The organism is Halomonas sp. H33-56 (assembly GCF_040147035.1).
GTDB classification, from domain to species: domain Bacteria; phylum Pseudomonadota; class Gammaproteobacteria; order Pseudomonadales; family Halomonadaceae; genus Halomonas; species Halomonas litopenaei.
Window position 1 is genome coordinate 2,699,099 of sequence record NZ_JAMSHP010000001.1, and the last position, 13,636, is coordinate 2,712,734.

General features: G+C 64.9%; 12 protein-coding genes. 1 reads left to right on the forward strand and 11 read right to left on the reverse strand.

Translation table 11 applies throughout. From position 1 onward, the window contains the following. Nucleotides 1-83: 83 nt before the first annotated feature. From urtD to NFH98_RS11625, 8 genes are all read right to left on the reverse strand, one after another. Nucleotides 84-917 carry an urea ABC transporter ATP-binding protein UrtD gene (urtD, locus tag NFH98_RS11590; RefSeq protein WP_045992499.1) on the reverse strand — a complete coding sequence of 278 codons (834 nt, stop codon included), beginning with the start codon at nt 915-917 and terminating at the stop codon, nt 84-86. Further along, on the reverse strand, nt 914-2,089 hold the full coding sequence (gene urtC / locus NFH98_RS11595; protein WP_222516528.1) for an urea ABC transporter permease subunit UrtC: 1,176 nt from the start codon (nt 2,087-2,089) through the stop codon (nt 914-916). Before urtC ends, urtD begins: the two co-directional genes overlap by 4 nt. A 3-nt stretch (nt 2,090-2,092) precedes the next feature. After that, a complete protein-coding gene (urtB, locus tag NFH98_RS11600) occupies nt 2,093-3,727 on the reverse strand; it encodes an urea ABC transporter permease subunit UrtB (RefSeq protein ID WP_222516529.1) in 1,635 nt (544 codons plus the stop codon). Between the two features lie 101 nt (nt 3,728-3,828). Further along, nucleotides 3,829-5,184 carry an urea ABC transporter substrate-binding protein gene (gene urtA / locus NFH98_RS11605; protein ID WP_349622731.1) on the reverse strand — a complete coding sequence of 452 codons (1,356 nt, stop codon included), beginning with the start codon at nt 5,182-5,184 and terminating at the stop codon, nt 3,829-3,831. A 396-nt stretch (nt 5,185-5,580) separates the two neighbouring features. Beyond that, a complete protein-coding gene (locus tag NFH98_RS11610) occupies nt 5,581-6,675 on the reverse strand; it encodes an isocitrate/isopropylmalate dehydrogenase family protein (protein WP_348826553.1) in 1,095 nt (364 codons plus the stop codon). A 110-nt stretch (nt 6,676-6,785) separates the two neighbouring features. Then, on the reverse strand, nt 6,786-7,355 hold the full coding sequence (locus NFH98_RS11615; protein ID WP_348826554.1) for a GNAT family N-acetyltransferase: 570 nt from the start codon (nt 7,353-7,355) through the stop codon (nt 6,786-6,788). A 214-nt stretch (nt 7,356-7,569) separates the two neighbouring features. Next, nucleotides 7,570-8,238 (reverse strand): FMN-binding negative transcriptional regulator, encoded by a 669-nt coding sequence (locus NFH98_RS11620; RefSeq protein ID WP_222516532.1) that lies wholly within the window; start codon nt 8,236-8,238, stop codon nt 7,570-7,572. A 61-nt stretch (nt 8,239-8,299) separates the two neighbouring features. Further along, the gene (locus NFH98_RS11625) at nt 8,300-8,761 is read right to left on the reverse strand and encodes a GNAT family N-acetyltransferase (protein ID WP_045992505.1); all 462 of its coding nucleotides are present in this window, start codon (nt 8,759-8,761) and stop codon (nt 8,300-8,302) included. A 183-nt stretch (nt 8,762-8,944) separates the two neighbouring features. Here NFH98_RS11625 and pdxR point away from each other — a divergent pair, with 183 nt between their 5' ends. After that, nucleotides 8,945-10,405, forward strand: a complete 1,461-nt coding sequence (gene pdxR, locus NFH98_RS11630) for a MocR-like pyridoxine biosynthesis transcription factor PdxR (RefSeq protein ID WP_222516712.1) — start codon at nt 8,945-8,947, stop codon at nt 10,403-10,405. Nucleotides 10,406-10,529: 124 nt separating this feature from the next. Here the strand turns inward: pdxR and NFH98_RS11635 are convergent, their stop codons facing one another. The 3 genes from NFH98_RS11635 to NFH98_RS11645 are packed head-to-tail and all read right to left on the reverse strand — an operon-like array spanning nt 10,530 to nt 13,494. Beyond that, on the reverse strand, nt 10,530-12,053 hold the full coding sequence (locus NFH98_RS11635; protein ID WP_108133069.1) for a tripartite tricarboxylate transporter permease: 1,524 nt from the start codon (nt 12,051-12,053) through the stop codon (nt 10,530-10,532). Beyond that, entirely contained in the window at nt 12,053-12,508 is a 456-nt protein-coding gene (locus NFH98_RS11640) for a tripartite tricarboxylate transporter TctB family protein (protein WP_045994006.1), read from the reverse strand. Before NFH98_RS11640 ends, NFH98_RS11635 begins: the two co-directional genes overlap by 1 nt. Then, on the reverse strand, nt 12,505-13,494 hold the full coding sequence (locus NFH98_RS11645) for a Bug family tripartite tricarboxylate transporter substrate binding protein (RefSeq protein WP_045994007.1): 990 nt from the start codon (nt 13,492-13,494) through the stop codon (nt 12,505-12,507). Before NFH98_RS11645 ends, NFH98_RS11640 begins: the two co-directional genes overlap by 4 nt. Between the last annotated feature and the right edge of the window lie 142 nt (nt 13,495-13,636).

Consider the following 13,636-nt stretch of genomic DNA (forward strand, 5'->3'; position numbering starts at 1 on the left):
CGTGGCCAGCCTGCCGCGGGATGCGCCGTCCGCCCAGTACAGCGCTCTTACCGAAGACTGCTGAGGTACTCGCTCCAGTCCGATCATGCCGCCTCCTCGTCGCCACCCAGGTAGACCTCGATCACCCTGGGGTCGCTTGCCACCTTGTCCATACTGCCCTCGGCCAGCACCGAACCCTGATGCAGCACCGTCACCGTGCGGGCGATCGAACGCACAAAGCCCATGTCGTGCTCCACCACCACCACCGAGTGCTTGCCGGCGAGGCTCAACAACAGCTCTGCGGTACGCTCCATCTCCTGCTCGGTCATCCCCGCCACCGGCTCGTCGACCAGCAACAGTCGAGGGCGCTGCATCAACAGCATGCCGATCTCGAGCCACTGCTTCTGTCCGTGGGACAGGATGCCCGCCTGGCGGCGACTGAGCGACGCCAGGCCCACCGTCTCGAGCACCTCCTCGATTCGCGCCAGCACCTCCCCGGTCATGCGCGCCTTGAGCGTCGGCCACAGACTCTTGTCCATGGCCATCGCCAGCTCGAGGTTCTCGAACACCGTCAGCGCCTCGAACACCGTGGGCTTCTGGAACTTGCGCCCGATGCCGAGCCGGGCGATCTCCGGCTCGTTCTTGGTCAACAGGTTGTGGCGGCTGCCGAACCACACGCTGCCCTGATCCGGGCGCGTCTTGCCGGTGATGATGTCCATCATGGTGGTCTTGCCAGCACCGTTGGGGCCGATGATGCAGCGCAGTTCGCCGTCGTCGATGGTCAGGTTGAGATCATTGATGGCCTTGAAGCCGTCGAAGCTCACCGACACGTCCTCGAGATAGAGGATCGGGCCGTGGCGCACGTCGACCGGCGATTGTTCCGGGACCAGGAAGTCGAAGACCCGATCGCGATCGGCCAGGCTCTGAAGAAAGCTCATGGGGTGGCCTCCCTGGGGGTTGCATCCAGCGTGTCGGTTGGCGTGTCGGGTTGCGTGTCGCTGTCATCGTCGCTGCCTTGCTGGCGAGAGCGTGACAAAAGCCCGGCGATGCCCTGGGGCAGCAGCACCGTCACCAGCACGAACAGCGCACCGAGCGCGAACAGCCAGGCCTCCGGCATCACCCCGGTGAACACGCTCTTGGCGTAGTTCACCGCCAGCGCACCGATCACCGCGCCATAGAGGGTGGCACGGCCACCCAGGGCCACCCACACCACCACCTCGATGGAGAACAGCGGCGAGAACTCGCTGGGGTTGATGATGCCAACCTGGGGCACATAGAGGGCGCCGGCGACCCCGGCCAGCATGGCCGAGACGACGAACACGAACAGCTGATAGCGCTCCACCCGGTAGCCGAGAAAGCGGGTGCGGGACTCGGCGTCGCGCACCGCCACGCAGACCCGCCCGAGCTTGCTGACCACGATGGCGCGGCACAGCAGGAAGCCCAGCGCCAGCGCCACGCCGGATGCAATGAACAGCCCCAGTCGTGTGGCGTCGGCGGACAGGTCGAAGCCCAGCAGTTCCTTGAAGTCGGTCAGGCCGTTGTTGCCGCCAAAGCCCATCTCGTTGCGGAAGAACGCCAGCATCAGCGCAAAGGTCAGCGCCTGGGTGATGATCGACAGATAGACCCCGGTGACCCGCGAACGGAACGCCAGGAAGCCGAACACCAGCGCCAGCAGGCCCGGCGCCAGCAGCACCATCACAAAGGCAAAACCGGCCATATCGAAGCCAAGCCAGTACCAGGGCAGACTGTCCCAGTCGAGGAACACCATGAAGTCCGGCAGCAGTGGATCGCCGTAGACACCGCGGTCGCCGATCTGGCGCATCAGGTACATGCCCATGGCGTAGCCGCCGAGGGCGAAGAAGGCGCCGTGGCCCAGGCTGAGAATCCCCAGGTAACCCCAGACCAGATCCACCGCCACCGCCAGCAGCGCGTAGCACAGGTACTTGCCCAGCAAGGTAACGGTATAAGTAGAGACATGCAGCGGATGCTCCGGCGCCAGCAGCAGATTTGCCGCCACCACCAGCGCCATGGTGGCACCGAGCACCGCCAGGAAGATCAGAGTCGACCGCTCGCCAAACGGGCGAGCCAGCCATAGTCGGGATGATGGCATCGCTCAGCCCTCCGCCGCGCGGCCCTTCTGGGGAAAGAGTCCCCTCGGGCGCTTTTGAATGAACAGAATGATGAACACCAGCACCAGGATCTTGGCCAGTACCGCCCCGGCCCAGGGCTCCAGCACCTGATTGATCACCCCCAGCGAGAGCCCCGCCACCAGGGTGCCCCACAGATTGCCGACCCCGCCGAACACCACCACCATGAAGGAGTCGATGATGTAGTTCTGGCCGAGGTTGGGACCGACGTTGGTGAGCTGTGACAGCGCCACCCCGGCAAGGCCAGCCACCCCCGACCCCAGCGCGAAGGTCAGGATGTCGACGCGGGTCGCGCGAATGCCCATGGAGCGTGCCATGGCACGGTTCTGGGTTACCGCCCGTACCTCCAGTCCCAGCCGGGTGCGGCGCATCACCAGCATCAGGGCGGCAAACACCAGGATGGCGAAGCCGAGCACATAGAGGCGATTGAGGGTCAGCGACAGCGCCTCGTTGATCACCAGCGAGCCGCTCATCCACTCGGGCGTCACCACGGTACGGTTGAGCGGTGAGATCAGGGTGCGCACCAGCTGCTGCAGGATCAGGCTGACGCCGAAGGTCGCCAGCAGGGTTTCCAGCGGACGCCCCTTGAGGAACTGGATGACGCCTCGCTCGATGGCCACACCCACCAGCGCCGCCACCAGAAAGCCCGCCGGAATCGCCAGCAGCAGCGCAAGCCCCGGCTGCCCCGGCAACAGCTGCTGCATCGCCCAGGTGGTGTAGGCCCCCAGCATGATCAGCTCGCCGTGGGCCATGTTGATCACCCCCATGACGCCGAAGGTGATAGCCAGGCCGATCGCCGCCAGTACCAGCACCGAGCCCAGCGACAGGCCGAAGTAGAGCGTCTCGGCGGCGCGGTTGAGCTTGAGCGCCTGCTCGCTCTCGGCCAGCGCCGCCTGGGCGGCTTCCGCCAGCGCCACGTCGTCGCTGCGGCTGGCCTGCATCAGCGCGGCCCTGGCCTGGCCATTGAGGCTGCCGGACAGCGCCTCGACCGCCGCGACGTCCCCCTGCTCGACCCGTGCGATGGCAATGGCCTGCTCCAGGGTCGCGGCCACCTCGGGGTCGCTCTCGGCGGCGGCCAGCTCGCTCAGCGAATCGACGGCCTCGGCCTCGACCTCGCCCAGCAGATCCCGCGCCGCCGCCAGCCGCTGGGCGGGGTCGTCGACACGCAGGTCGATCAGCGCCAGGGTGCTGTCCAGATAGCCCCTGAGACTGTTGTTGATGGAGACGCGGTCGAGCTCGCGGCGCGATATTTTGCCCGCCGGTTCCAGCGTCAGGGCGTCGGCCACGGGCCAGTTGCGACCGCGATTTTCCAGTACCACGACGATAGCGCCGCTGTCCTTGACGCGGGCGAGCTTGCCCTCGGCGAAGCTCTCGAGCCAGCGCCGGGCGCGCTCGTCACCGCTCTCGGCGATGGCGTCGATGGCCGCTTCCTTGTCGCGGAAGCTGGACTCGGCCAGCGCCGACAACAGCGCCGGCCCCTGGTCGGAAGACGCGGCCTTAGAAGCGCCGGCGTCCTGAGCCCAAGCCTGGCCCAGCCCCAGGGCGACGAGGCAAAGCAGCACCAGCGCGCTCAGCCAGTGACGACCTGCAATTAAATTCATGGTGAGGTCCCTTGAGACACCCGGGTGCCGACGGCACCACGGGCAGGGTTGGCGTGATCCGGGCCGGTGCGCCGTGCACACCGGCCCCTTGTCGTTATGTTCTATTCGCTGGAGGCGACGTCTGAGCCACCACCGCAGCTACCCTGCACCACGTTGTAGTTGCCGCACTCAAGCGGAGCACGCCAGTCGCTGATCAGATCGCGGGAGCCTTCCAGATAGTCGGACCAGGCGTCGCCGGCCACGGTGGACGGGGTCTGCCACACCACCGAGAACTGGCCGTTGTCCTGGATCTCGCCGATCAGCACCGGCTTGGTGATGTGGTGGTTGGGCATCATGGTGGCGTAGCCACCGGTGAGATTGGGCACCGACACACCGATGATCGCTTCCTTGACCGCATCTACATCGGTGGTCTCGGCCTTGCGCACCGCCTCGGCCCACATGTTGAAGCCGATATAGTGGGCTTCCATGGGGTCGTTGGTGACGGCGTTGTCGTCGCCGGTGTAGTCGTACCAGGCGTCGATGAAGTCGTAGTTGACGTCTTCATCCACGCTCATGAAGTAGTTCCAGGCCGCCAGGTGGCCGACCAGCGGCGCGGTGTCGAGACCGGACAGCTCCTGCTCGCCCACCGAGAAGGCCACCACCGGGATGTCCGAGGCCTCGACGCCCTGGTTGGCCAGCTCCCGGTAGAAGGGCACGTTGGCGTCGCCATTGATGGTGGAGACCACCGCCGTCTTCTTGCCGGCACCACCGAACTGCTTGATCTCGGAGACGATGTTCTGCCAGTCGGAATGACCGAAGGGGGTGTAGTTGACCATGATGTCCTCGTCGGCCACGCCCTGTGATTTCAGGTAGGCTTCGAGGATCTTGTTGGTCGTGCGCGGATAGACATAGTCGGTACCGGCCAGCACCCAGCGCTCAACACCGACCTCGTTCATCAGGTAGTCCACCGCAGGAATCGCCTGCTGGTTGGGCGCAGCGCCGGTGTAGAAGACGTTTTCGGAGGATTCCTCGCCTTCGTACTGCACCGGATAGAACAGCAGACCGTTGAGCTCCTCGACCACCGGCAGCACCGACTTGCGCGACACCGAGGTCCAGTTGCCGAAGATCACGTCGACCTCTTCCTGCGCCAGCAGCTCGCGGGCCTTCTCGGCAAACAGCGGCCAGTTGGAGGCCGGGTCCACCACCACCGGCTCAAGCTCGCGGCCGAGCAGGCCACCCGCTTCGTTCTGCTGCTCGATCAGCATCAGCATGGTGTCTTTCAGGGTCGACTCGCTGATCGCCATGGTACCGGACAGGGAATGCAGGATACCGACCTTGATCGGGTCCTCCTGGGCGAGCGCCGGTGCGGCGATGGCCAGCGACAGCGTGGACACGGCCAGGCTGGCCAGCGCCTTTCTAGAAAGCGCTTTGGAACGGTGGGCACAAACCTGCGTAGAAGACATCGAAGCGGTGGGCATGGGAAACCTCCAGGGGTTGCCTTGTCGTTGTGATGGACCATCGTCGAGAGGGAGCCAAACGGTTCAGGTAAAACCGCTGTATCGCTCAGGCCTGACGTCTTGCGACGTCGACCTCCATCACCACTTCAAGCAAGTCCCATGCCAGCCATATAAAACATTTATAAATTCCGACATTACGTCGGCCAAGACGGGGGCTTACCCACCCTGCCTTGCGCCACAGGAGAGCATCTCGCGCCACAGGTGCGCACCATTGCACCATGCATGGTGCACTTCGCTCCCCCGCCCCCTGCTTCTGCACCACCACAGCGCCAAGCACCGGTGCAGCCCGCCACGGCCGGCACCAGAATGGACCGCATATTACTGGCCCACTCTGTTCAATCTGCCGCGTTAGTACCATTACGCTGGCAGACGGTCGAGCTGGCGGAGCACCTGTTCGGTAAAGGCGCTGCAGCCGGTATCGCCGCCGAATTCCCGGGGCCGATACCGGCCATCGGACAGTACGCCGTCCACCGCTTGACGCAACCGACCGGCGGCGTCAGACAAACGATCGTCGGCGTGCTCCACCGCCAGCCATTCGAGCATCATGGCCCCGGACAACAGGGTGGCGATGGGGTTGGCGGCGTCCTGCCCGGCGATATCCGGGGCGCTGCCGTGGGCCCCCTGGAACAGACCGTGGCGATCGCCCAGTTCGGCAGACGGCGACACCCCCATCCCGCCGACGGTGGCCGCCCCCAGGTCCGAGATGATGTCACCGAACAGATTCTCGGCAACGATCACGTCATAGAAGTCCGGGCGCTTGACCAGGTGCACCGTCATGGCGTCAACGTAGGCATAGTCGAGTTCGACGTCGTTGAACTCGGCGCCTACCTCGTCGCATACCCGACGGAAGAAGGCGTAGCTTCTGAGGATGTTGGCCTTGTCGCAGACGGTGAGCCGCCGCTTGCCGTCCTTCGGTGCGCCCTGACGTCGCCGTGACAGCTCCAGGGCGAAGCGCGCGACTCGCTCGGTGCCCTTGCGGGTGATCACCAGGCTGTCGCTGGCCATCTCGTCTCGCAGCACCACCCCGGCGCCGCGGCTGGCGTAGAGGCCTTCGGTGTTCTCGCGCACGATGACATAGTCGATGGTACCGGGCTGATGGTGTCTCAGCGGCGACTCGACCCCGGGCAGCAGGCGGATCGGACGCACGTTAGCGTAAAGGTCCAGTCCGAAGCGCAGCTTGAGGTGCAGGTCGTTGCCCACCTCGGTACCGTCGTCGTAGGTCACCCCCGGCAGCCCGGCGGCTCCATGCAGGATGGCGTGACTGGCCCGACAGGCGTCCAGCGTCGACTGGGGCAGCACCTCGCCGGTCTTGTCATAGTGCCCCGCTCCACCGTCGAGCCAGTCGAAACGCAGCACGTCGCTACCCAGCAGCGCTTGCAGTACCTGCACCGTGGCGCCCGCCACCTCCGGGCCAATACCGTCACCAGCGATGGTGGCAATTCGATAACTCACAGAGATTCCCTCGTCTTGTTGTTGTCCATTGATGGTGGCCTCGCAGTATCGTGGTGCAGCGATGTTCTATCCATGGGACCTTATGGTCGATGGCGATGGCGATGGCTACGTCAGAGATCACGCCGCATGATCAGATCCCTGTCCACCACATCGCCCATCTGAAAACTGTGGGTGCCTACCTCGACAAAGCCCCGGGAGCGATAGAAGGCGATGGCGGGATGATTGTTTTCCCACACGCCCAGCCAGACGAAAGCCCTGGCCTGTTCTCGCGCCTCGGTGATGGCCTTGTCGTACAGCATCTTGCCAAGCCCTCGGCCCTGGGCCTCGGCCAGCAGATAGATGCGCTCGATCTCGAGACCATTGTGCTCGCTCAGATCGGTCTGGGCCTCCCCCCAGTTGAGCTTGAGATAGCCGACCGCTACGGGCCCCTTGGCAACGCCCTCGCGCTCCTTTCCCGCTTCACCCGTCTCGCTGCGGCCGGCCTCTTCCAGCAGCCAGAATCGCGACTGTGGGCAGGCCAACTCGCGCTGCACCCTTCCCAGGTCAAAGGCATCACTCAGATAGCGCTCCATGGTCGCCTTGGAGTAAAAGTCGACAAAGGTCTGGTAAAAGGTGCGGCGCCCCAGGGCGGCCAGCGTTTCGGCGTCCTCCAGCGTTGCCTGCCTCAGGCAGTCATTCATCTCGCGTCCTTACTCCATCGTTGTTCATACCCGCACGCAGGATCGTCGTCATGGGTCGCCACTGAGCACGGCGGCGGCGTGGTCAGCAAGCCCATCCCCTCGAAGGCCTTCGCGGATGCCCTCGCGTTCTTCCTGGGCTTGTGCTGCCGGGCTTGTACTAGTCAGCCAAGTGCTTGCCCACCAGTCGCCCGATCTCGAATGCCAGTCCAAGGGGTCAATCGCCTTCGTACCTTGGCGCTGGATCATCTCCACACAGCACGGCAGCGTCACAAGCCGAACGCCCATCCTCTCGAAGGCCTTCGCGGATACCCTCGCGTTCTTCCAACGGCTTGTGCTGGCTGGCCTTGTGTTTGCCCACCAGGCGCGTCACCTCAAGCTCTACCCCCACAATGCCACGACGCATCCCCTCCAGGTAGTCTTCGGGGGCGTCGTCCACCGCCCAGGGCGCTTCCCGGCCCGCCTCGAAGCGATCGACCAGCGACGTCAGGTGCGAGGTGAGCCAATCGCTTTCACGCGGGAAGACGAGCCGACCATGGGCATGCACCACCTGGTAGTTCCAGGTCGGCACCACGCGACCATGGCGGCGCTTGTCGGGATACCAGCCAGGCGAAATATAGGCGTCGGGGCCATGAAAGATCGCCACCGCCTCGATCGCTGCCGCGTCTGCTCGCTCACCCTCACCCAGCCGCCAGAGGGCATTGGCTCGGGCGATATGGCCACGCAGCACCAGCGCGCCCTGTGCCGTCTGCTCGACCATCAGGGGCAGGTGGTCGATACACACCCCCTGGTCACCGTCGGTGACCAGGGTCGCAAAGGGATAGGCTCGGACCACCGCCATCATGGCGTCTTCGTCGGTCATGGCGAAGTGTCTTGGCTGATACAAGGGTCACGCGCTCCTTCAGAGTGGTTGGCATCCATCAATGTTGACTGCGAGAAGTAGAAGTTTATGTGCCCGCAGGGTCATCCAGGTTCAGGGTATAGGCGTAGAAGGCGTCGTTGCGTTGCCAGTTAAGTGACTCATACAGCGCCTGGGCGGTGTGGTTGTGGGTCTGGGTATTAAGCGTCAACTGGCCCACTCCCTGCTCCCTCGCCAGGTTCGCGGCGGCCTCCATCAGCTCACGGCCGATCCCCTTGCCACGCGCCTCGGGCGCCACGAACAGGTCGGCCAGGGTCCAGCGCGGTCCCACCCGTACCGTGGATAGCGTCGGATAGAGCTGAACGAAGCCTTCGAGCACACCCTCGTTGTCGCTGACCAGCAGGCGCGAGTCGGCGAGCGCGAGGCGCGTCTGGAGAAAGTCGCGGGCAGCCTGGATGTCGCTTTCCTGTGAATAGAACACCCGGTAGCCATCGAGCAGCTCACTCAGGGGTTGTAGATCGGCGATACAGGCAGGACGAACATGGTTCATGAGTCACCTTTCACATTGGCGGTCGTGTGCGCCGGCTGGCCAGAGGCGCACCGGCTCGTCGGGATGACAGGCACCCAGTCTTGCGCAATAGTGGTCCCACCATAAGAACCAATACTGTCCAGAAAAGGGGAACCAGTGCCCAGCCTTCACCGTCACGCCGAATGGATCACCGAAGCGCTGGCCATGCGCCTGGCGCCACCCGCCGCCGAACCCCCGTCGGGTTCGCTGTCCCAGCGCCTGTACGCGGCCCTGCGCGAGTGGATACAGCAAGGTAGCTTGCCCGCCGCCAGCGCCCTGCCCTCGTCTCGACGGCTGGCCGCGGACCTCGGCATCGGCCGCAACACGGTGCTTGCCGCCATGGACCGCCTGGTGGCAGAAGGCTTCGTCGAGGCGCGCCCGGGGGCCGGGCTATTCGTGGCGTCTTTGGCGCTGCCCGAACCCAGCCCGTTGCCCGGCGCCCCCATCCAGGCGAGCCGCTGGCATTCTCGGCGAGGTCAGCGCCTGCTGGAGAGCTGCGGCGAGATGGAGGGCTCCCGGGATGCCTTCGCCCCGGGCGTCCCCGCCCTCGATCTGTTCCCGCGCGAGGCGTGGCAGCGCCTGCTACGGCGCCATCGCCACCAGGCCAGCCTGGATGCCTTCGGCTACGCCACCAGCGGCGGGCATCACGCCCTCAAGACGGCGCTGTGTGACTACCTGCGTCTATCGCGCTCGGTCAATTGCCAACCACATCAGATCCTGATTACCCAGGGCGCCCAGCAGGGCTTCGAGCTGATCGCCCGCCTGCTGGCCGACCCCGGTGACAGCGTCTGGGTCGAGGATCCCGGCTATGCCGGTGCCAAGGCCTGCTTCAACATGGCCGGGCTAACGCCCGTCCCGGTACCGGTGGACGCACAGGGCATGCAGCCTGAGGCTCTCGCCCCGGATAGCCCGCCACCTCGACTGATCTATGTCACCCCCTCGCATCAGTACCCCTGCGGCGTGACGATGCCGGTGGCACGGCGTCTCGCCCTGCTCGACTTCGCCCGCCACCACGGCGCGCTGATCATCGAGGACGACTACGACAGCGAATTTCGCTATACCACTGCGCCGGTGGCCTCCCTCCAGGGGCTGGCCGGGGGCGGTCCGGTGCTCTACGTCGGCACCTTCAGCAAGGTGCTCTACCCGGGCCTCAGGCTCGGCTACCTGGTACTTCCCGAGGCCCTGGTGGACGACTTTCGCCGCGCCAACGCGCGACTGCATCGGGAAGGCCAGTACGTCTCCCAGTCAGCGCTGGCAGACTTTATCGTCGAGGGACACTTCTCTCGCCACATCGCGCGCATGCGCCACTGCTATCGACAGCGTCAAGCCTGTCTAAGGGAGGCCCTGGCGCCTGCCGTAGAGCAAGGACTTGAACTGTCGGCCGGCCAGGCCGGCATGCACCTGGTGGCAAGGCTCGCCTCACTGAAACAGGAGCAACGCCTGATCGAGCGCGGACGGCGCGAAGGCGTCACCCTGTCGCCGCTATCGGGTCACTACCTGGCGCCTGATGCCATGCCTGGGCTGGTGCTGGGCTACGCCGGCTCGACACCGGGGCGGATCGCCGAGGCCGGCGGCTGGCTGGCCAGGACCTGGATCGATGACCGACAACACCAGCCGGCGGGCTGATATGCCTCCGCATACGCCCGCTCGGTCATGATGCACACAAAAAAAGGGCGCCCCATCGGGGCGCCCAAGGTCGTTAGTCGAGTCGAGCCCGAAGGCCTTCGTCAACCACCGGGAGCGGGGTCGCTCAATCGCCCGGTGTGGTGTGGCCGGTCTGAACCTCCATGCGCTTTCTCAGGATCGGGCCGACGATGTACGGCAGGATCAGGCCGAGACCGGCGAACAGCCACAGGCCGATGGCCAGGCCGCTGTCCCACAGGATCGTCCAGTCGCCGTCGGAGATGTCCATGGCGTGGCGCAGGTTCTTCTCCATTTCGGGGCCAAGCAGCAGACCCAGGATCACCGGCACCAGCGGGATCTCGAGCTTCCTGAGGATGTAGCCACCGACCCCGAAGGCCACCATGAAGTACAGATCAAAGGTGGTGTTGGAGATCGAGTAGATGCCGACGAAGGCCACCATGGTGACGATCGGCAACAGGTACATCGGCGGCACCGACAGCAGCTTGACGAAGATACCGACCAGCGGAATGTTGAGCACCAGCAGCAGGAAGTTGCCGATCAACAGCGCCGCGATCACCCCCCACACGATGTCCGCGTTCTGGGTGAACATCAGCGGACCAGGGGTGATATTCAGCGAGATCAGCAGCGCCAGCAGCACCGCGGTGGTGCCGCTACCCGGGACGCCCAGGGTCAGCATGGGCACCAGGGCACCGCTGGAGGCGCCGTTGTTGCCGGCCTCGGGGCCAGCCACGCCGCGCGGGTCACCTTCACCGAAGTAGCCCTTCTTGCCGACCACCTTCTTCTCGAGGGTGTAGCCGATAAAGCTGCCCAGCGAAGCACCGGCCCCCGGCAGGACGCCGGCGATAAAGCCGAGGATGCCGCCACGGATGCTCGAAGGCATGATGCCCTTGATGTCGGCCCAGGAAAGCTTGAGCTTGTTGACCTTGATGGTCTTCTTGCCCTTGCCGGCACGGTCCTCGATAAAGAACAGAAGCTCCGAGATGGCGAACAGGCCGACGATGGCGATGATGAAGTCGACACCCTCGTAAAGTTCGAGCACCTGGAAGGTGTAGCGCTGCACCCCGGTATTGTCGATACCGATGGTCGCGATCATCAGACCGATGCAGGCGGCCACCACGGTCTTCATCGGGTTCTTGCCGGTGATACCGCCAAGGGTCGCGAAGGCCAGCAGGAACAGCGCGAAGTATTCCGCAGGACCAAAGGTCAGGGCGAAATCGGCCAGGATCGGCGCCAGCAGGATCAGGCCCACGGTGGCGATCAGGCTGCCCATGAAGGAAGCTATGGCGGAGATCGCCAGGGCCTCGGCGGCCTTGCCCTTCTGGGCCATCGGATAGCCGTCGAGGCAGGTCATCATGGCCGGCTCGTCACCGGGAATATTCAACAGAATCGACGAGATACGCCCGCCGTACATGGCGCCAGCGTAGACCGCAGTGAGCATGATCAGGGCGGTCTCGGGCTTGAGCCCAAGGGTAAAGGCCAGCGGGATCAGGATCGCCACACCGTTGGCCGGGCCGAGTCCGGGCAGCGCGCCGATCAGGGTGCCGAGAAAGGCGCCCAGCAGCGCAAACATCAGGTTATGCGGGGCGAGCGCCACCCCGAAGCCATCGATCAGGTAGCCAAGGGTTTCCATCAGCCCACCTCCAGGAAGGACAGCACACCCAGGGGCAGGGGCAGGTCCAGCGCAAAGTTGAAGATCAGAAATACCACCACGCCGGAAATACCGCCGACAATGAAGGCCTTGACCGGCGGCGCGCCCATGCGCCAGCACAGGGTGCCCACCGCCAGCAGGGTCGCCAGGATAAAGCCGAGCGGCTGCAGCAGGGCCGCGTAGAGCACCAGCACCACCAGGGCGATGATCAGCTCGACGCCGGTGCGGCTCCAGGGCCAGGCATTGTCAGGATCCGGGCGCACCACCATGTACAGGCTGGACAGCCCCAGCACCACGGCCAGCAGGTAGGGGAAGGTTTCGGGGCCTACCGCCTCGGCCCCGCCAAAGGGTTCGGGAAACTGGGTGGCGCCCCAGCCGTACGCGACGGCCAGGACGATCATCAAGACCCCGAATACGCGGTCGTTGAACATGCTCATTGCTGGATCAGTCCGATATCTTTGGAGAGCTGGTTGATGTCGGCGATCTGCTCCTTGACGAAGGTCTCGAACTCACCGGCGCTCATGTGGAACGGCATCAGGCCGTTGCTTTCCATGACGTCCTTCCACTCCTGGCTCTCGTAGATGGTGTCCATGGCGTCGACCCAGTACTGCTTGGCGTCTTCAGGAATATCCGCCGGCATGTAGAAGCCGCGCCAGTTCGGACCCACGGCGTCGATGCCCTGCTCCTTGGCGGTGGGGATCTCGCTGAACTCGCCCGGCAGACGCTCCTCGGACAGCACCGCCACCACGCGCAGGTCACCGGACTCCATGAAACCCTGGGCCTCGGTGATGTCACCGGTGAAGGCGTCCACGTGGCCGCCGACCACCTGGGTCATGGCCTCGCCGCCGTTGTTGTAGGACAGGTAGGGGATCCTCGGCAGGTTCTCGACGCCGGCGGCCTGAGCCGCGATCAGCACCTTGAGGTGATCCCAGCCGCCCTTGGCGCTGCCACCGGCGAACTTCACCGCACGCGGGTCTTCCTTGATCGCGTCCATGATGGCGTTGAGGTCCTGGTACTCGCTGTCGGCGCTGACGGCGATGACCCCATAGTCCGCCCCCAGGGCGCCGACCCAGTTGACCATGTCGGCGGTCATTCCCGGGAACTGCCCCTGGGCCAGGCGTGTGGTGGTGGCGGTGGAAGCCGCGACCAGCAGCTGGTCATCACCGGCGCGCTTGCTGACGGTGTGAGCGTAAGCCACGCCACCACCGGCACCGGCCATGTTGACGGTCTGAACACCGCGCGGCACCAGGTCCAGCTCTTCGAGCACGGTACCGACGCTGCGGCAGGTGAAGTCCCAGCCGCCGCCCGGGTCGGCAGGCGCCAGGCACTCGACCTTGCCTTCGGGCTCAAAGGCAACGGCAGTGCTGGCTGCACCGGTGATGGCAGCGATGGCGATCAGTTTGACTGGCGTGTTCATGGACATGACGAAGTCCTCTGTTGTTGTCTGCTGACAGGAGGCACGAGCCGACATCCCGTCGCGATTGACGCCGAGACGGCGCCGAGATTTCCACTTGTTGGAAACTGACACCTGGCTTACAATTCTGTAAGGCAGAACGTCGTTCCCT

Excerpts from the sequence above, each read along its gene's own strand:
- pdxR (WP_222516712.1), top strand. The coding sequence starts at position 8,945 with ATGCGCCTGGCGCCACCCGCCGCCGAACCCCCGTCGGGTTCGCTGTCC.
- NFH98_RS11645 (WP_045994007.1), bottom strand. The coding sequence starts at position 13,494 with ATGTCCATGAACACGCCAGTCAAACTGATCGCCATCGCTGCCATCACC.
- urtA (WP_349622731.1), bottom strand. The coding sequence starts at position 5,184 with ATGCCCACCGCTTCGATGTCTTCTACGCAGGTTTGTGCCCACCGTTCC.
- NFH98_RS11640 (WP_045994006.1), bottom strand. The coding sequence starts at position 12,508 with ATGAGCATGTTCAACGACCGCGTATTCGGGGTCTTGATGATCGTCCTG.
- urtB (WP_222516529.1), bottom strand. The coding sequence starts at position 3,727 with ATGAATTTAATTGCAGGTCGTCACTGGCTGAGCGCGCTGGTGCTGCTT.
- urtC (WP_222516528.1), bottom strand. The coding sequence starts at position 2,089 with ATGCCATCATCCCGACTATGGCTGGCTCGCCCGTTTGGCGAGCGGTCG.
- urtD (WP_045992499.1), bottom strand. The coding sequence starts at position 917 with ATGAGCTTTCTTCAGAGCCTGGCCGATCGCGATCGGGTCTTCGACTTC.
- NFH98_RS11625 (WP_045992505.1), bottom strand. The coding sequence starts at position 8,761 with ATGAACCATGTTCGTCCTGCCTGTATCGCCGATCTACAACCCCTGAGT.
- NFH98_RS11635 (WP_108133069.1), bottom strand. The coding sequence starts at position 12,053 with ATGGAAACCCTTGGCTACCTGATCGATGGCTTCGGGGTGGCGCTCGCC.
- NFH98_RS11615 (WP_348826554.1), bottom strand. The coding sequence starts at position 7,355 with ATGAATGACTGCCTGAGGCAGGCAACGCTGGAGGACGCCGAAACGCTG.